A 16,033-nucleotide genomic window follows, 5' to 3' on the forward strand; every position below is an offset into this window, starting at 1 on the left:
CCGTCAGGACTCCTCCGCGCCGACCCGCGCGGGCAGCGGCAGCGCGGCCAGGGCCGTCATGAAGAAGTCGAGGCCGAAGCCGTAGTGCCGATCGGCCTCACAGGAGGTCAGCGCGTCGGCGGCCTGCACGATCCGCGGATAACGCTGCCGCGGAAGGGTTTCCAGCCGGAGGCGCTTGCGGCGAATCATCTCGGCATTGTCGTCGGCGGACTGCTGCGGCGCCGGAGCGCCGGGCTCGCCCAGCACCAACATGACGGCGGTTCGCAAGGTGTTGCCGCAGATCGCGGCGGCGGAGTCGACGTCCACGCCGTATTCGGTGAGGATCTCGAGCGCGGCCTCGGTGGCATCCAGGAATCCGGGACTCGGGTCGTTGTCACGGGACACCTGGAACAGCGGCACCAGGGTGCGGTGCCGGCGCAGCACCGTCACCAGCGATTCGGCCAGGGCGCGGAACTGTTCCAGCAGCGAGCGCGACCGGTCGCGGGTGGTGTCGACCTGTTCCCACAGCCGGTCGACGACGCCGGCCAGCAGTTCGTCCTTGTTCTTGAAATGCCAGTACAGCGCCATCGGGGTGACGCCCAGTTCCTGGGCCAGTCGCCGGATGGTCAGCGCGTCGAGGCCCTCGGCGTCGGCCAGCGCGATCGCGCCGTCGGCGACGGTCTCCCGGCTCAATCGGTTCTCCGCTTTTGCCACTTGACAAATATACAACGTACAGGCTTTCCTGTACCACGTACATGTACAACGTATGCGAATTATGTACAGGAACAACGCATAGGAGTTGTGATGCCACTATTGCCCCGCCGCTGGTGGGCCCTGATCGGGGTTTCCCTGGCGACCTTCATGACATTTCTCGACAACAACGTGGTCAACGTCGCGCTGCCGTCCATCCAGAGCGACCTGGGGCTGTCCATCTCCGGCTTGGAATGGGTGGTGAGCAGCTACATCCTGGTCTTCGCCGGGCTCATGCTGGCCGGTGGACGACTCGCGGACCTGTTCGGCCGCCGCCGGATGTTCCTCGGCGGACTGGCCGTGTTCACCCTCGCCTCACTGCTGGCCGGACTCGCCGACAGCCCGGCCATGCTCATCGGGGCCCGGGTGCTGCAAGGCGTCGGCGCTGCCGCCGCGATCCCTCCGACCCTCGCCATCATCGCCGGACTGTTCCCCGACGACGCCGAACGCGCCAAGGCGGTCGGCGTATGGAGTGCCATCGGCGCACTGGCCTTGGCGCTCGGGCCGTTCACCGGCGGCGTGCTCAGCCAGCACGTGGACTGGAGCTGGATCTTCCTGATCAATGTGCCCTTCGGAGTCATCACCTTCGCGCTCACCGCGCTGACCCTCGACGAAACCCGCGAACGGGTGCGGCACCGGCTCGACCTGCCCGGACTGGTGACCTCCGCGATCGCGCTGTTCGCGGTCACCTACGCCCTGATCGAAGGACACAACCGCGGCTGGACCTCGTCGGTGATCGTGGGCTGCTTCGCGGTGGGCGCGGCCGCGCTCGCGGCGTTCGTCGTCATCGAATCGCGCCGGCCGGACCCGATGGTGGATATGTCGATGTTCCGCTCTCGCGCCTTCAGCGGCGGCATCGCCGTGATGATGCTGTGGGGGTTCGGGGTGATGGGTATCTACTTCTTCACCGCGATGTATCTGCAGAACGTGCTCGGCTTCTCGCCCACCGCGGCGGGGGCGGCGTTCATTCCGATGGCGGTCGCCATGGTGCTGGTGTCGCCGCTCGCCCCGCTGGCCGCGCGCCGGCTGGGCACGAACGTCACCGTGGCACTGGGTGTGGCGGGCATCGTCGGTGCGCTGCTGGATATTTCGACGATCGGCGAGCACGGGCACATCCTCGACCTGATGCCCGCGTTCATCGGCTTCGGCATCGGATCGGGCCTGCTCATGACTCCGTTGAACACGGCGATCATGGACCGGATGCCGCCCGCCGTCGCGGGCGCGGCGGGGGCGGTGGTCAATGCGAGCCGCGAGATCTCGGCGCTGCTCGGTGTCACGATCGTCGGCGCGATCCTCACCACTCGCGCGGCGACCGTGGCCGGGCAGGGCGCGGCTCCGATGCACGCGTTCCTCGAGGGCTACCGCCTGGCGATCATCGTCGCGGGCGTCATTGTCGCCGTGGGTATTCCGCTGGCCCTGATCACCCTGCGGACCCCGCGCGCCGAAGCACCCGTGGCGGCGGCCACCGAACCGGTCGGGGCGGCGGTCTGACGCCACGAGCGCCGCATCGACTGGAAGAACTCCGGCCGATGCGGCGGCTCCGGCCGACAAACGCTCGCGCCGACCGCGATTCGGGCCATCGGGCACCGACCGGTCGCGTCACTGTCCATCCCATCGCGAACCGGGCGTACCCGGCGATTAAGCTGGACCGCATGGCAGCAGGCAAGGGCGGTAATCCGTCGAAGGAAGCGAAGGCCGCGGCGAAGGCGGCGCGCAAGCAGGCGTCGAAGGACCGTCGCAAGCAGCTCTGGCAGGCGTTCCAGATGCAGCGCAAGGAAGACAAGCTGCTGCTGCCGCTGATGATCGGCGCACTGGTCGGCGTGACCGTGCTGTTCCTGGTGATCGGCCTGATCTTCGGGCTGCAGTGGTTCCTGCTGCCGATCGGCCTGGTGCTGGGCGTGCTGGCCGCGTTCATCATCTTCGGGCGCCGGGTGCAGAAGAACGTGTACGCCAAGGCCGAGGGCCAGGCCGGCGCGGCCGCCTGGGTGCTGGACAACCTGCAGGGCAAGTGGCGGGTCACCCCGGGTGTCGCGGCCACCACCCAGCTCGACGCGGTGCACCGCGTGGTCGGCCTGCCCGGTGTCGTACTGGTCGCCGAGGGCTCGCCGCAGCGGGTGAAGTCGCTTCTGGCACAGGAGAAGAAGAAGGTGTCGCGACTGGTCGGCGACACCCCGATCTACGACATCGTGATCGGCAACGAGGAGGGGCAGGTTCCGCTCAAGGAGCTGGAACGCCACCTGCGCAAGCTGCCGCGCAATATCGACGCGGCGCGCATGGACAATATCGAGGGACGTCTGTCGGCCCTCGCCACCCGCGGCGGCCCGGCCCTGCCCAAGGGCCCGCTGCCCAACGGCGCGAAGATGCGCGGCGTCCAGCGCTCGATCCGCCGCCGCTGATCACTCGAAAGCAGAAGGCCCGCATCCCCCAGGATGCGGGCCTTCTACTTTTTCGCCGAGTGGCACATGGTGGCGGAGAAATCGGACGAATCCCCTCCCGGGTGTGCCACTCGGCGAACGGGTCAGCGGAGGTGGCGGGAGAGGAAGCCGATGACGTCGGGGGTGACGGTGCGCCAGTACTCCTCGGTGTGGGTGCCGGGGGTGATCAGGCCGACCTCGGGGCGGGCGGTCGCGATGAAGCGGCGGCAGCCCTCGATGAAGCGGTCGCGGTCGCCGCACCACAGGCCGACGGGGACCGGGCCGAGTTTGTCGAGGTTGCGTAGCGGGTCGAGGGCCGCCCACTGGTCGGCATTGATGAACGCGTTGCGTTTGGCCATTTCGGTCCACGAGGTGAGCAGACCCGGCGACATGGTGGCTACCGCGCTCAACGGGCGGTTCTGCTCGGCGCGGCGACGCGCGTAGACCAGAGCGCCGAAGCCGCCCATGGAGGTTCCGGTGCAGGCGAAGGGCTGTCCGTCCTTACCCGCGAGGCGACGCTGGGCGAGCCAGCCGGGGACCTCGTCGAGCAGCATGGCCATCGGGTCGTCGCCGGTGCCGTGGTCGTGCCAGTAGTTGTCGCCGCCGTCGAGGGCCACGAAACCGAAGGCCGGGGTGAGGCGGGTGGCGACCGCGGCGGCCAGCAGGTCGGCGATATTGCCGACGGCGGCGTTGCGGGCGGTGCCGTGCAGGCCGTGCAACAGCAGCGAGATGGGGATGTTGTCGGCGGAGACGCCGGGCGGCAGGATCGTGACCAGGTCGACCTCGCACCGGCGGGCCTTCGAGTAGACGCGTTCGGTGCTGATGATCGGGGCGGGACCCATTGCCGTCTGGCCGATGTCCTCGGCATGCTGGGTGCGCTGGACGCCGTCTTCGGTGGCGGCGTTGACGCCCGCGGCGACGGCCGCACCCGCTGCGGCCAAACCAACCAGTCCGGTGGTCGCGAGCAGAGACCGGCGGCTCAGGGTCCGCGCGGCCGCCCGGTAGTCCTCGACCATCGATCCCTCCATCGGCACAGCAACAGCTACCGCCCTGACAACGACCGGGTGGCTGCATCAGGGCAAATCGCCGCCACCATACCGATCGAAAGCAAACAGCGGTGAACATTTGGCAACGCCTTGCAACACACTGCACCAACAGCATCGCAGGTAACGCGGCTGATCCGCGCCGACTCGACGCGGCGTGATGTGTTCGAATCACCCCGAGCACAAATTGTGACCGGAATCGACGGGTCCGTGACCGGGGCCGGTGAACGCGGTGACCGCGCGGGGTCAGCGGCTGTAGACGAGGGCGGTGCCGGTGGCGCGGTCGTGCATGCCGCGGCCGTCACTGTCGGTGAACAGGGCGGGGATGACGAACAGCAGGATGAGCTGCCGGCCCAGCGCCCGGACGAAACCGACCGGCGCGTCGGCGTCCACGCGGCTGACCTTGATCTTCAGGAAGTACTGCCCCGGCGTGAAACCGAACAGTGTGACCGCGACGATCCCGAGCACGAACCACACGACCAGCGTCGGAGTCGACAGCGCCTGGGTGACGACCTCGAAATGCGAGGGCGGCTGCTGTCCCTTCGGGATGGTCATCTTCGACAGGATCTTGTCCGCGTCGGGCCGCACGATGATGGCGGCCAGGCCCATGGAGATGAACCAGTCCACCAGCACGGCCAGCACGCGGCGGGTGAAAGGGGCGAGCGCGCCGGGGCCGGAGGCCGGGAGGCCGAGTTCCTTGCCCTGGTAGTCACCGAGCGGGTTGTCTCCGGATTCGGCGTTCGGTCCGGACAGCCATGAGCCGGTGATGCGTGCCATGGACTCAGCTTATGCGCCGCCTGCGGGCGGGTCGCCGACGCCCGTCGATCGGCGGACGAGAGGGGAATCGTATATGTTGTCGGCGCCTTTCCGGAGGCTGTCGCAACTGTCCGGCGGCCCCGGTTGCCAGGCGGATGCCCGGCGGTGAGGATTGTCACCATCACCGGGTCGGACGCGGTGAGGCCTCTAACTTTTCAGAGTCTTAACAGCCGGTTCGAGCAGGTCGGTGGCAGGATATCGGTGCTGGTCGAGCATTGCTCGGCGACCGCTGCGGCGTCCACGCGAACCCGGGGGCACCGCCGAACCCCCGGCCAGCAGTGCGTGTAACACTGGCGAAACACAGCCTTGATTGCAGGGAAACACCGCATCCATACCGTGTGGTCGCGACGAACCCATGCAGTCACCACTGGCTGGGAACCGATCCGTAAGGAGTACTAAGTGGCGTTCAGCACGGCCGACGAGGTCATCAAGTACATCAAGGAGGAGGAGCTCGAATACGTCGATATTCGCTTCACCGACCTCCCCGGTGTGCAGCAGCACTTCTCGATCCCGGCGAAGGCGTTCACCGCTGATCTCGCCGAAGAGGGCCTGGCGTTCGACGGTTCGTCGGTCCGCGGCTTCCAGTCGATCGACGAGTCGGACATGCTGCTGCTGCCCGATTACAGCACCGCGCGGGTCGACCCCTTCCGTGCCGCGAAGACGCTGAACATGAACTTCTTCGTGCACGACCCGTTCACCCGTGAGGCGTACTCCCGCGACCCGCGTAACGTCGCCCGCAAGGCCGAGGAGTACTTGGCCGCGACCGGCATCGCCGACACCTGCTACTTCGGCGCCGAGGCCGAGTTCTACATCTTCGACTCGATCCGCTACGACTCGGCGATGAACGGCTCGTTCTACGAGATCGACTCGGTGTCGGGTTCCTGGAACACCGGCGCGGAGTACAACGCCGACGGCACCCCGAACCGTGGCTACAAGGTGCGCAACAAGGGTGGTTACTTCCCGGTCGCGCCGTACGACCACTACGTCGACCTGCGCGACAAGATCTCGACCAACCTGCAGAACGCGGGCTTCGAGCTGGAGCGCGGCCACCACGAGGTCGGCACCGCCGGTCAGGCCGAGATCAACTACCGCTTCAACACCCTGCTGGGCGCCGCTGACGACCTGCAGCTGTTCAAGTACATCGTGAAGAACACCGCGTGGCAGGAGGGTAAGACCGTTACCTTCATGCCGAAGCCGCTGTTCGGCGACAACGGCTCGGGCATGCACGCCCACCAGTCGCTGTGGAAGGACGGCAAGCCGCTGTTCCACGACGAGGCCGGCTACGCGGGCCTGTCGGACCTGGCGCGTCACTACATCGGCGGCATCCTGCACCACGCCCCGTCGCTGCTGGCGTTCACCAACCCGACCGTGAACTCGTACCACCGTCTGGTGCCGGGCTACGAGGCCCCCATCAACCTGGTGTACTCGCAGCGCAACCGTTCGGCCGCGATCCGTATCCCGATCACCGGCTCGAACCCGAAGGCCAAGCGCATCGAGTTCCGCGCGCCGGACTCCTCGGGTAACCCGTACCTGGCCTTCGCCGCCATGATGATGGCCGGCCTGGACGGCATCAAGAAGAAGATCGAGCCGATGGCTCCGGTCGACAAGGACCTCTACGAGCTCCCGCCGGAGGAGGCCAAGAACATCCCGCAGGCCCCCACCTCGCTGGCGTCGGTCATCGACCGCCTCGAGCAGGACCACGACTACCTCACCGAGGGTGGCGTGTTCACCGAGGACCTGATCGAGACCTGGATCAACATCAAGCGTGAGCAGGAGATCGCCCCGGTCAACCTGCGCCCGCACCCGTACGAGTTCGAGCTGTACTACGACGTGTAATCCTGACCTGCGCGAACGCGGCTAATCCCCGCGTTCGGTGCGCAGTGCGTACGCGGTAGACGGATCAGAGTCCACCCGCTGGGCGATCATCTCGGTGATCACTTGGCGGGTGGACTCGTCTGTATCGGGCCAGCGCTGTACCGAATCCAACAACACGTCGCCATCACCTACGGAATCGGGATCGGGGCTTCGGACCCACCGTTGAGCGTTCATTCATTCGTCGGGATGCCGAGACGGGCGAGTTCGGTCCGGACGGCGGCGATGATGTCGGGGAGGGCGGCGGCGACCGGGGCGGAGAGGCCGACGCCGAGGTCGAGGCGGTGGGCTTCGACGGCGAGGACGACGAGTTCGGCGGGGACCTTACCGAGGGCGCGGCCCAGGGGGAGGGCGTCGGGGATGCCCATGGCGTGGGAGCTGGCCGCGTGGGTGAGGCCGCGCAGGGCATCGACGGTGGTGCGCCAGACCCGGCCGGGGGTGGAAGGTTCACAGAGGACGGCATCGACCACGATCGCCAGCTCCGCGGCGGCCCAGAGATCCAGCAGACCAGTCGGCTCGCCGTCGCTCGATGCCACGAGAACGTCGGGCAGGCCCAGCCTTTCGAGTTCGGTGGCCACGGCGGGGCCGATGCCGTCGTCGTGCCGGTACTCGTTGCCGACGCCGATGACAACGGCTCGCGGACCGCTCATCGGCGCACCACGTCGAGCTCGAGGAAGTGGGCCGAGCAGGAGATGCACGGATCGTAGTTGCGGATGGTGCGCTCGCACAGGGTGGTCAGCGCCGCGTCGTCCAGGTCGAGGTGCTCGGACACCACCTGGCGTAGATCTTCCTCGATGGCGGCCTGGTTCTGGGAGGTCGGCGGAATGATGGTGGCCGCCCGGATGGAGCCCGCGGCGTCGATTTCGTAACGGTGATAGAGCAATCCGCGCGGGGCCTCGCTGATGCCGTGGCCGGCGCCAGGCTGTGGGGCGCAGGGCACCGCGGGGTGGGCTGGCGGCACGTAGTCGGCAATGAGACGTAGCGCCTCATCGATGGCGTACACCACCTCGACGGCGCGAACCACGATGCTGCGAAACGGATTACGGCACTCCGGGCCGAGTCCGGCCGAGGCGGCGACCTGGCGGGCGAGTGGGGAGAGTCGCCGGGAGTTGAGACTGTATCGAGCCAGGGGACCGGTCAGGTAGCGTCGCCCGTCCAATCGCGCGTGCAGCGCGGTGGAATGCGGAACCTGTTCCTCGACCACGTGCTCGCCGAATTCACTTGCGGGGAAGTCGAGTCCGGTGCTGGTCGACACGGTGCCGTCCTCGATGGCGTAACGGTCCGGTGTGGTGGCTGCGAGTAGATCGTGGTCGAGCTCCAGGTCCGGGAAGTCGAACTGTGCGACCCGGCAGGCGGTTTCGATCGCGTAGTCCTGGGCCCGGCGCAGCTGTTCGGCGACCGGTTCCAGATCGGCGCGGCCGGGCACCGAATAGAAACCGCCGACCCGGACATTGATCGGGTGGATGGGACGGCCACCGATCAGTTCGAGCAGTGTATTGCCCGCCTTTTTGATGGCCAGCCCGTGCTCGACCAGTTCGCGATGGTCGGCGGCCAGGGCGATGGCGTCCGGGTAACCGAGGAAGTCGGGCAGGTGCAGCAGGTGGATGTGAAGGGAATGACTCGAGATCCACTCGCCGCAGTACAGCAGGCGGCGCAGCGCGGTCAGTGGCGGATCCAGTGCGATGCCGCAGATCTGTTCGAGCGCGTTGCAGGCGCTGGTCTGATACGCCACCGGGCAGATGCCGCAGATCCGGGCGGTGATATCGGGTGGCTCGGTGTACGCCCGGCCGCGCAGGAAGGCCTCGAAGAATCGCGGCGGTTCGTAGATATTGAGCTCTGCCCGCTCCACCCGGCCGTCCTCGACGACAACCCGCAGCGCGCCCTCGCCCTCCACGCGCGCCAGCGAGCTGACCCGCAATTGCCTACTGCGATGGCTCATCCCGGCTCCTCTCGGCGAAGTCCGGCGCGGCGACCGCGACCGTGCTGAACACTCGGTCGATAGCGACGGCATCCATGCCGTTGATCCGCAGGATCGGCAGCAGCGCACCGATATTGGGCCGTTCCATCGGGCCGAAGCAGCCGTAGCAGCCGCGATGGTAGGACGGGCACAGGGCGCCGCATCCCGCCTGGGTGACCGGGCCGAGACAGGGAATGCCGTCGGCGACCATCACACAGGTATTGCCGCGGCGTTTGCATTCGGTGCAGACGCTGGTGTTCGGCAGGTCGGGTTCGCGCCCGGCCAGCAGCGCGCACAGGGTTTCCAGCAGTTGGCGGCGGTCGATCGGGCAGCCGCGCAGCTCGTAGTCGACCGGCACGTGCGCCGCGATCGGCGTCGCGGTGTCCAGCGTCGAAATGTACTGCGGGCTGGCATATACCACCGACGCGAATTCGGTGATGTCGGCGAAGTTGCGCAGCGCCTGGATGCCGCCGTGACTGGCGCAGGCGCCGATCGTCACGAGAATCCGTGACTGCGAGCGGATCTCGAGGATCCGGCGCTGCTCGTCGGGCGTGCTGACCGAACCCTCGACCAGCGAAACGTCATAGGGCCCGGGCTCGACCGCGCTGCTCGCCTCGATGAAGTGAGCGATGCGGACCCGGCCCGCCAGCGCGAGCAGTTCGTCCTCGCAATCCAGCAGGGTGAGCTGGCAGCCGTCGCAGGAAGTGAACTTCCAGACCGCGAGAGTGGGCGTCGTCATCAGAGCTCCCGTACCGACAGCAGGGGTTCGGCTACCGCGTAGTCCACGACCGGGCCGTCGCGGCACAGCAGCAGCGGACCGAGCTGGCAATGGCCACAGCGGGCCACACCGCATTGCATATTGCGTTCGAGGGTGACTCGGATATCGGTGGGCGGGACGCCCTTGCGCAGCAGGGTGTTCGCGCAGAACCGCATCATCGGTTCGGGACCGCAGAGGAATGCCGTGGTGTTGCCCGGATCGACGACCAGTTTCGCGAGCGGTTCGGTGACGAAGCCGATCGGTCCCGTCCAGCCGGGAGCCGGATGGTCGACGGTCTGATGCAGTTCGAGCAGGCCGTCGCTGGCCCAGACCTGCTGGTCGTCGCGGAAAAGGATGTCATCGGGTGTGCGCGCACCGGTGATCAGGACGATCCTCCGAAACTCGGTGCGCCGCGCCAGCGCCTCCAGTACGACCGGGCGCAGCGGCGCCAGCCCGACTCCGCCGCCGACGATCACCAGATCGCGCCCGATGGCGGAGCCGAGATCCCAACCGGTCCCGAACGGTCCGCGCACTCCGATCGCCGCGCCGACCGGGGCGTCGTGCAGGGCCGCGCTCACCGCGCCGACCGCGCGGATGGTGTGCTCGAGGAAATCGACTGCGGCACAGGGATTTCCACTGACAGAGATGGCGACCTCGCCCACGCCGAAGCGGTAGAGCATCATGAACTGCCCGGACCGGAACCGTTGTGCGGCAGCGTCGACCGGGGCAAGCACCAGGGTCGCGGTGTCGCTGGTCTGCGGGATGCGGCGGGTCACCCGATACGGGAGCATGGTGTCCGCGGACGCGCGGGCGCGGGCCTCGGCGATCATCGATCGTCACCTGACGTGCCCAGGCGTATCGGTGTGGCGGTGCAGGTTTCGCCGGGATTGCGGTAGAGATCCAGCAACCGGGCGCGGGTGGCCTGCAGTCGCTCGAGGAGCGCCTCGAACAGCAGCAGCGTCAGTGCATGGCCGAAACTCGGGTCGGCGGCGGCGAATTCGGTCAGCCGAGTCGAATCGAATTCGATCGCTCGCACGGGTTCGGCGGTGATCGCACCGAAATGCCATCGGTACGGCGGAACCAGCCACGACCAGCCGAGCAGATCGCCCGGACCGAGTGTCTGCACCACGACATCGCCACGCCCCGGCACCCCCGCGTCCAGCACTACCCGTCCTTCGCTGATGAGCCAGCAGCGGTCGGCCCGTCGGCCTTCCACGATCAGGCGCTGCCCGGCCGGATAGTGCACCGCATGCCCGGCCCGGGCCAGCGTTTCCAGTTTCGCGCCGTCGAGTGCGGCCAGCGAGGTGAACGCGGACAGTTCCTCAGTGGTGACCATCGTCGGCCTCCTCGCGCAGTTCGACGAGCCGGCCCATCTCAGCGGTCAGATCGATCCCGGCCGGGCACCATGCGATGCAGCGTCCGCAGCCCACGCAGCCGGAGCTGCCGAACTGGTCGTACCACGTGCCGAGTTTGTGGCTGAGCCACTGCCGGTACCGGCTCTCGCCCGACTGCCGGACGCTGCCGCCGTGCACATGGGAGAAATCCAATTCGAAGCACGACGCCCAGCGCTCCCAGCGTTCGGCATGGTCGCCGGTGAGATCGGTGACGTCCTCGGTAGTGGTGCAGAAGCAGGTGGGGCACACCATGGTGCAGTTGCCACAGGTCAGGCAGCGGCTCGCCACGTCCTCCCACTGCGGTGATTCGTGGGATTCGCGAATCACCGCGCGTAGGTCCGCGTCCGGCATGCTGCGGCCCATGCGACCCGCCGCGGCTGCCACCTCGGCGCGGGCATCCGCGATCTCGGCCTGGGTCGCCGGGTGCGAGCGGAGCTCTGCGAGTATGCGCTCGCCCGCCGCAGTGCCCACCTCTACCAGGAACCGATGCCCGCTGTCGTCGATGCGTTCGGTGAGCGCGAGATCGTATCCGACGGAGACGCCCGGCCCGGTGCCCATCGACGCGCAGAAACACACCCCGCCCGGCTCGGTGCAGTTCACAGCGACGATGAACAGACCGGCGCAGCGGGCCGCGAAAGCCGAGTCCGGGTAGGCGTCTCCGCCGAGCACCCGCCCCAGAATGCGGATGGCGGCCATATCGCAGCCGCGCACACCGAAGAATGCGGCGGGGCGATCCGGTTGCGGTGGCTGCGACGACGGCCCGGTCGCCGGTGTCGGGCCCTCTCCGGCCGCTTCGAGATTCAGGTCGGCGTCGAGTCGTGCGATCAGGCGGTGCGGTGGATGCAGGAACTGTTTCCACGACCCCGGCCCGGCCGAATGCGCGAAGACCGCCTGGTCGGAGCGGCGATACACGCGATACCGGCCTGGCTCGGTGTGCACGCCCCACCCGGCGGGCAGTGCGGCCGGAGTGTCGAGTTCGTCGAGGATGATCGCGTTGTCACGCATCGTCGGGCCGATGACCCGATATGAGTTCTCCTGTAGCACCGCGACCAGCCGGTCGAGCCCGTCGCGGTCGATTGTCACGGTGTCGCCGATGGTCACGGAAGCCTCCGTTCTCCCACACGTCGTTCGATTCCAGTCTGATCGGCACGGCGCGGCCGCGAACAGCGCCGAAGGTCCTCGGTGCGGGGCCGGAGTGCCCGGGTCGGCAGGTCAGTGGCGAGAGCCGACATCCTCGCATCCAAGGTCCCGAACTCGCTCCAGTTCTTGGATACCGCCGGTAGGTCCATCCCGAAGGTGCGACTTGCACGGCCGGGCCCCGGGCGGCGAGAGCGGAATCGCGATCCGCTCTCACGCGTCCCGAGGACCCATGACCGCCGTATTCGCCGCCACCATCACCGTCACCGGAACGCTCCTGGGATCGGCGCTCACGTACTTCTTTCGACGCCAAAGATCCGAGCGGGCTCCGCGTGCTCACTCGAGCTGCGGGAAACTCCCGCAATCGCACCAAGCTGGGTCAGGTCACATCCCCGAGATTCGGTTCCAGGACCTTCGGGAGTAGAATGGTTGCGCGAGAGTTACTGGGGTGCAGAGGCGTTCGGGGTGGTCCAGGTGGGGTCCCGGTGGGTGGGGACGGGGCACCGGTGGGTGGGAGGACCGGTGGGTAACCGGGCGGGGTGCGCGTAAGCACCCCTAGCGTCGCGGCCGTGAACATCAAACGATTTGCACGACTTCGTATTTCAATGCTCGTTGTGACTGCTGCGGCGGGGGCGCTGCTCGGGGGCGGGGTGGCCGGGGTGCCGTCCGTGGCTCTGGCGGCGCCGCCGATCATGCACACCGAGGCGACTCGGATCACGTTGCAGGGGGCCGTCAATGTGCGCGATATCGGGGGGTATGCGACCTACACCGGGGATTCGACCAAGTCGGGGAAGGTGATTCGGGCGGATGCGCTCGGGAAGCTGACCGACGCCGATGTGCAGCAGCTGGGGGCGCTGGGGATCAAGTCGGTGATCGACTTCCGGACGCAGGCCGAGGTGGGGGCGCAGGGCGCGGATCGGGCGATTCCGGGGGCCACCGCGGTGTCTCGGCCGATCAGCGACGGGGGGATGTATCTGAAGATGGTGCAGGCCATCGGGTCGAAGGATCCGGCGGTGCAGCAGGCGGCGCTGGGTGACGGCAAGGCCGAGCAGATGATGCGGGACATGTATCAGAGCTTCCTGACGCCGGATTCGATGGCGAAGTTCGGGCAGACGATCAAGGACATCGCGGCATCCGGCGGCGCGACGCTGTACCACTGCACCGCGGGCAAGGACCGCACCGGGTGGATGACGTATGTGATGCTGCGCGCCGTGGGTGTGCCGGAAAACGTTGCCCGTCAGGACTACCTGCTGTCGAACCAGTACCGGTCGGCCGCGGATGCCGCGCAGCGCGCGCAGCTGAAGCAGGCGGGCATCATGCAGAACCCGGATCTGCTGATCCCGTTGCAGGTCGTCAGCGACGAGTACCTGAACAACGCGATCGACAAGATGAACGCGCAGTACGGTGATTTCGGCAAGTTCCTCACCAAGGGTCTGGGCATCGACGCCGCGACCATCGTGAAGCTGCACAAGACCCTGGTGGGCTGACCCTCACTCGTTCCGGCCCCGTCGTACCGCGTGCGGCGGGGCCGTCGCGTGCCCGGCTATCGCCGGGAACTCAAGGCGGACAGGTCCAGAGCGGTTGTCTCCGCCCAGGCGCTGGCGCGCAGGTCGCCGGGGTCGCCGACGCCGAGGGCCTCGTGCAGGCCGCGGGTGGCGGAGCGGGCGAGGTCCTCGAAGGCGGTGCGGGTGATCGGCCAGCGCAGGGTGCGCCGCCAGTTCTCGATTTCGCGTTGCAGGGCGGGAGCGGTCCAGCCGAGGTCGCGCAGTAATTGGGCGGCGGCCTCCGAAATCGGTTCGGGCAAATAGTAATTACCGGTGAGTTCGGCGGAGAGATTGATGTCGAACTGCTGGAATTGCACGTATCGATTGCCGGTGGCGACGAGGGTGAGGGTGGCGCGGGATGGCAACCCGGCGAGAAAGGTGGCCAGCCTGCGCGCGAACACTTCCCAGTCGGTGGTGACTATTCGTTCGCGCTGGCCCTGGATGCCCATCCCGGCCGATCATACGCCGTCCAGTGCAACCACCGGACGAATTACCGTGCCGCCCAGTCCGATCACGGAAATATTGGCGACTTCGATCAGCACAGACGATCATGGACATCGCCATCATCGCCACGGTGCAAGGAGCAGAAGATCCATGTCCTCGGAATTCTCCGGCAGCCCTGACCATTTCGAGGTGCGCCCGGTCGGCCACGTCCGCTCCCCGCTCACCGGCCGCGCCGGGGCGCCGCGCCAGCCCGATGAGGACGCGCCGCCCGCCGAGGTGGTACTGGCGCCCGAATTCGCCGCGGCGGCGGCGGATCTTCAGCCCGGTATGCGGGTGATCCTGCTGACCTGGTTGCACGCGGGCAACCGGGAAGTGCTCGCGGTGCATCCGCGGGGGGACCGTTCCCGTCCGGCGACCGGTGTCTTCGCGACCCGCTCCCCCGACCGGCCGAACCCGATCGGCCTGCACGAGGTGACGCTGACCGAGGTGTCGCCGGACGTGCTGGGGGTGGCGGGGCTGGAGGCGATCGACGGGACGCCGATTCTCGATATCAAGCCGGTGCTGGGCGGGGTCGAAACCCGCTGACCGGCCCGGATGGGACGGGCGGGCGGCCCTCGGGAGTAGGTTGAGTGCCATGGCGGCACCCAGGCATCCGATCCCGGCGGTCGGCACTCAGAGGCTGGCCGCGGCGTGTCAGGCCGAGGTGCCCGCGTTGACCAAGCAGTTGATGGCGGCGATCTTCACGGACAACCCTGGGTGGACGGATTACACGGCGGTGCCGCGCGCGGATCTGCGGGACGGCTGTCGCCGGTATCTGACGCGGATTCTGGATCTGCTGGGCGGGTTGCCGCGGAATCCGGACGGCGACGATGTGGCCGCGGCGATCGGCAGGCGGCGCGCCGAGCAGGGGGTGCCGCTGGAGGCGATGCTGCGGACGTTCCGGCTCGGCGGCCAGATCGTGTGGGAAGCGTTGCTGGACAAGGCCGATGACATCGGGTCGGCGGAGACCCGGCAGGTCGGGTCGGCCATGTGGGCGGTGGTGGACGGCATGTCGTCGGCGCTGGTCACCTCGTACCGGAACACCGAGCTGGATCGGGTGCGCAGTGATGAGCGGCGCCGGCATTCGCTGATCGAGGACCTGCTCGCCGGGCGCGCCCACGACGCCACGTTCGCGGCGCGCGCCGGGCGCGAGCTGAATCTGCCCGCGCACGGCGCGTATCTCGTGGTGGTGGCGCGCGGTGAGGGCGGGCCGCGGCTGCACACGGGTGCGGAGGCGGCGCTGGGGGTTTCGGGGGTGCGCTCGGTGTGGCACGAGCGGGTGGATTCGACGGTCGGGCTGGTGTCGCTGGAGCATCGGGACAGTTCGGTTGTGCTGCAACAGCTTCGGCCGTTGATCCGGGGCCGGGCGGGGGTCTCCCCCGCGGTCGCCGGGCTGGCGGGCATCGATACCGCGCACGGGCTGGCGGTGCTGGCGCTGGATACCGTGCCCGGGGACGCGGCCGGGCTGCTGGTCTCGCTGGACGAGCGCTATCCGGAGGCGCTGCTGCTGCGCTCCCCCGATCTGACCGATCTTCTGGTCGCCCGGACCCTCGGCCCGGTCCTGGAATTGCCGCCGAAAGAACGTGACATTCTGCTGCGGACTTTGGCCGTCTGGCTCGCCGAGAACTGCTCGGCGGCCAATGCCGCACCCAAGTTGCACTGCCATCGGAACACGGTCATCAACCGGTTGCAGCGCATCACCATGCTGCTCGGCCGACCCTTGGAAGGCCAGCGCGCCTACCTGGAACTTTCGCTCGCACTGGCCGCTCTGGAATTGCCCGGGACCACCCTCGGCTGAACCGCCGAAAGCACGCTACTCACTGGTACAAATTGTGCTCTCCGCCCAGTCACGCACTGACATATATGGGCTTCGAGTGCATTGATTGT

At 67.9% G+C, this 16,033-nt stretch carries 17 protein-coding genes; 6 read left to right on the plus strand and 11 right to left on the minus strand.

All coding sequences use genetic code 11. The annotated features are described in order from the left end of the window. Window positions 1-3 precede the first annotated feature (3 nt). On the minus strand, window positions 4-693 hold the full coding sequence (locus ACFYTS_RS20860) for a TetR/AcrR family transcriptional regulator (RefSeq protein WP_387306469.1): 690 nt from the start codon (window positions 691-693) through the stop codon (window positions 4-6). Window positions 694-783: 90 nt separating this feature from the next. Here ACFYTS_RS20860 and ACFYTS_RS20865 point away from each other — a divergent pair, with 90 nt between their 5' ends. Both ACFYTS_RS20865 and ACFYTS_RS20870 read left to right on the plus strand, forming a co-directional pair. Beyond that, window positions 784-2,220, plus strand: coding sequence for an MFS transporter (locus ACFYTS_RS20865; RefSeq protein WP_387306471.1), 1,437 nt, complete (start codon window positions 784-786; stop codon window positions 2,218-2,220). 161 nt (window positions 2,221-2,381) lie between these two features. After that, the gene (locus tag ACFYTS_RS20870; RefSeq protein ID WP_357288771.1) at window positions 2,382-3,125 is read left to right on the plus strand and encodes a DUF4191 domain-containing protein; all 744 of its coding nucleotides are present in this window, start codon (window positions 2,382-2,384) and stop codon (window positions 3,123-3,125) included. Window positions 3,126-3,247: 122 nt separating this feature from the next. Here ACFYTS_RS20870 and ACFYTS_RS20875 read toward each other — a convergent pair whose 3' ends face one another. Continuing rightward, on the minus strand, window positions 3,248-4,159 hold the full coding sequence (locus ACFYTS_RS20875) for an alpha/beta hydrolase-fold protein (RefSeq protein ID WP_357288774.1): 912 nt from the start codon (window positions 4,157-4,159) through the stop codon (window positions 3,248-3,250). A 273-nt stretch (window positions 4,160-4,432) separates the two neighbouring features. Then, a complete protein-coding gene (locus ACFYTS_RS20880; RefSeq protein ID WP_357288777.1) occupies window positions 4,433-4,963 on the minus strand; it encodes an RDD family protein in 531 nt (176 codons plus the stop codon). Between the two features lie 438 nt (window positions 4,964-5,401). Between ACFYTS_RS20880 and glnA the strand changes: the two genes are divergently transcribed. Beyond that, window positions 5,402-6,838 (plus strand): type I glutamate--ammonia ligase, encoded by a 1,437-nt coding sequence (gene glnA / locus ACFYTS_RS20885; RefSeq protein WP_357096934.1) that lies wholly within the window; start codon window positions 5,402-5,404, stop codon window positions 6,836-6,838. Window positions 6,839-6,859: 21 nt separating this feature from the next. Here glnA and ACFYTS_RS20890 read toward each other — a convergent pair whose 3' ends face one another. Genes ACFYTS_RS20890 through ACFYTS_RS20920 form a run of 7 tightly spaced genes read right to left on the minus strand, consistent with a single transcriptional unit; the run spans window position 6,860 to window position 12,083 of the window. After that, on the minus strand, window positions 6,860-6,994 hold the full coding sequence (locus ACFYTS_RS20890) for a hypothetical protein (RefSeq protein WP_357288780.1): 135 nt from the start codon (window positions 6,992-6,994) through the stop codon (window positions 6,860-6,862). A gap of 53 nt (window positions 6,995-7,047) precedes the next feature. Beyond that, window positions 7,048-7,524, minus strand: coding sequence for a hydrogenase maturation protease (locus ACFYTS_RS20895; RefSeq protein ID WP_387306474.1), 477 nt, complete (start codon window positions 7,522-7,524; stop codon window positions 7,048-7,050). Beyond that, on the minus strand, window positions 7,521-8,813 hold the full coding sequence (locus ACFYTS_RS20900) for a Ni/Fe hydrogenase subunit alpha (RefSeq protein WP_387306476.1): 1,293 nt from the start codon (window positions 8,811-8,813) through the stop codon (window positions 7,521-7,523). Before ACFYTS_RS20900 ends, ACFYTS_RS20895 begins: the two co-directional genes overlap by 4 nt. After that, window positions 8,797-9,570 carry an oxidoreductase gene (locus ACFYTS_RS20905; RefSeq protein ID WP_357288788.1) on the minus strand — a complete coding sequence of 258 codons (774 nt, stop codon included), beginning with the start codon at window positions 9,568-9,570 and terminating at the stop codon, window positions 8,797-8,799. The genes ACFYTS_RS20900 and ACFYTS_RS20905 overlap by 17 nt, the downstream gene beginning before the upstream one ends. Continuing rightward, entirely contained in the window at window positions 9,570-10,418 is an 849-nt protein-coding gene (locus tag ACFYTS_RS20910) for an FAD/NAD(P)-binding protein (RefSeq protein ID WP_387306478.1), read from the minus strand. The genes ACFYTS_RS20905 and ACFYTS_RS20910 overlap by 1 nt, the downstream gene beginning before the upstream one ends. Further along, entirely contained in the window at window positions 10,415-10,924 is a 510-nt protein-coding gene (locus tag ACFYTS_RS20915; protein ID WP_387306480.1) for a cyclic nucleotide-binding domain-containing protein, read from the minus strand. The genes ACFYTS_RS20910 and ACFYTS_RS20915 overlap by 4 nt, the downstream gene beginning before the upstream one ends. Beyond that, entirely contained in the window at window positions 10,911-12,083 is a 1,173-nt protein-coding gene (locus tag ACFYTS_RS20920) for a 4Fe-4S dicluster domain-containing protein (protein WP_357288797.1), read from the minus strand. Before ACFYTS_RS20920 ends, ACFYTS_RS20915 begins: the two co-directional genes overlap by 14 nt. Before the next feature lie 641 nt (window positions 12,084-12,724). On the opposite strand from ACFYTS_RS20920, the gene ACFYTS_RS20925 reads away from it, so the two are divergent. Continuing rightward, entirely contained in the window at window positions 12,725-13,606 is an 882-nt protein-coding gene (locus tag ACFYTS_RS20925) for a tyrosine-protein phosphatase (RefSeq protein ID WP_387306482.1), read from the plus strand. A gap of 56 nt (window positions 13,607-13,662) precedes the next feature. Here ACFYTS_RS20925 and ACFYTS_RS20930 read toward each other — a convergent pair whose 3' ends face one another. Next, window positions 13,663-14,112 (minus strand): hypothetical protein, encoded by a 450-nt coding sequence (locus ACFYTS_RS20930; RefSeq protein WP_387306484.1) that lies wholly within the window; start codon window positions 14,110-14,112, stop codon window positions 13,663-13,665. 145 nt (window positions 14,113-14,257) lie between these two features. Between ACFYTS_RS20930 and tsaA the strand changes: the two genes are divergently transcribed. Together tsaA and ACFYTS_RS20940 are read left to right on the plus strand one after the other, a co-directional pair. Beyond that, window positions 14,258-14,692 carry a tRNA (N6-threonylcarbamoyladenosine(37)-N6)-methyltransferase TrmO gene (gene tsaA / locus ACFYTS_RS20935; RefSeq protein WP_387306486.1) on the plus strand — a complete coding sequence of 145 codons (435 nt, stop codon included), beginning with the start codon at window positions 14,258-14,260 and terminating at the stop codon, window positions 14,690-14,692. Window positions 14,693-14,741: 49 nt separating this feature from the next. Further along, window positions 14,742-15,944 (plus strand): PucR family transcriptional regulator, encoded by a 1,203-nt coding sequence (locus ACFYTS_RS20940; protein ID WP_387306488.1) that lies wholly within the window; start codon window positions 14,742-14,744, stop codon window positions 15,942-15,944. Window positions 15,945-16,033 lie beyond the last annotated feature (89 nt).

The sequence above is a fragment of the Nocardia sp. NPDC004151 genome (genome assembly GCF_042874235.1).
GTDB lineage: Bacteria > Actinomycetota > Actinomycetes > Mycobacteriales > Mycobacteriaceae > Nocardia.

Excerpts from the sequence above, each read along its gene's own strand:
- ACFYTS_RS20870 (WP_357288771.1), top strand. The coding sequence starts at position 2,382 with ATGGCAGCAGGCAAGGGCGGTAATCCGTCGAAGGAAGCGAAGGCCGCG.
- ACFYTS_RS20865 (WP_387306471.1), top strand. The coding sequence starts at position 784 with ATGCCACTATTGCCCCGCCGCTGGTGGGCCCTGATCGGGGTTTCCCTG.
- tsaA (WP_387306486.1), top strand. The coding sequence starts at position 14,258 with ATGTCCTCGGAATTCTCCGGCAGCCCTGACCATTTCGAGGTGCGCCCG.
- ACFYTS_RS20925 (WP_387306482.1), top strand. The coding sequence starts at position 12,725 with ATGCTCGTTGTGACTGCTGCGGCGGGGGCGCTGCTCGGGGGCGGGGTG.
- ACFYTS_RS20895 (WP_387306474.1), bottom strand. The coding sequence starts at position 7,524 with ATGAGCGGTCCGCGAGCCGTTGTCATCGGCGTCGGCAACGAGTACCGG.
- ACFYTS_RS20875 (WP_357288774.1), bottom strand. The coding sequence starts at position 4,159 with ATGGTCGAGGACTACCGGGCGGCCGCGCGGACCCTGAGCCGCCGGTCT.
- ACFYTS_RS20880 (WP_357288777.1), bottom strand. The coding sequence starts at position 4,963 with ATGGCACGCATCACCGGCTCATGGCTGTCCGGACCGAACGCCGAATCC.
- ACFYTS_RS20900 (WP_387306476.1), bottom strand. The coding sequence starts at position 8,813 with ATGAGCCATCGCAGTAGGCAATTGCGGGTCAGCTCGCTGGCGCGCGTG.
- ACFYTS_RS20930 (WP_387306484.1), bottom strand. The coding sequence starts at position 14,112 with ATGGGCATCCAGGGCCAGCGCGAACGAATAGTCACCACCGACTGGGAA.
- ACFYTS_RS20940 (WP_387306488.1), top strand. The coding sequence starts at position 14,742 with ATGGCGGCACCCAGGCATCCGATCCCGGCGGTCGGCACTCAGAGGCTG.
- ACFYTS_RS20910 (WP_387306478.1), bottom strand. The coding sequence starts at position 10,418 with ATGATCGCCGAGGCCCGCGCCCGCGCGTCCGCGGACACCATGCTCCCG.
- ACFYTS_RS20915 (WP_387306480.1), bottom strand. The coding sequence starts at position 10,924 with ATGGTCACCACTGAGGAACTGTCCGCGTTCACCTCGCTGGCCGCACTC.
- ACFYTS_RS20905 (WP_357288788.1), bottom strand. The coding sequence starts at position 9,570 with ATGACGACGCCCACTCTCGCGGTCTGGAAGTTCACTTCCTGCGACGGC.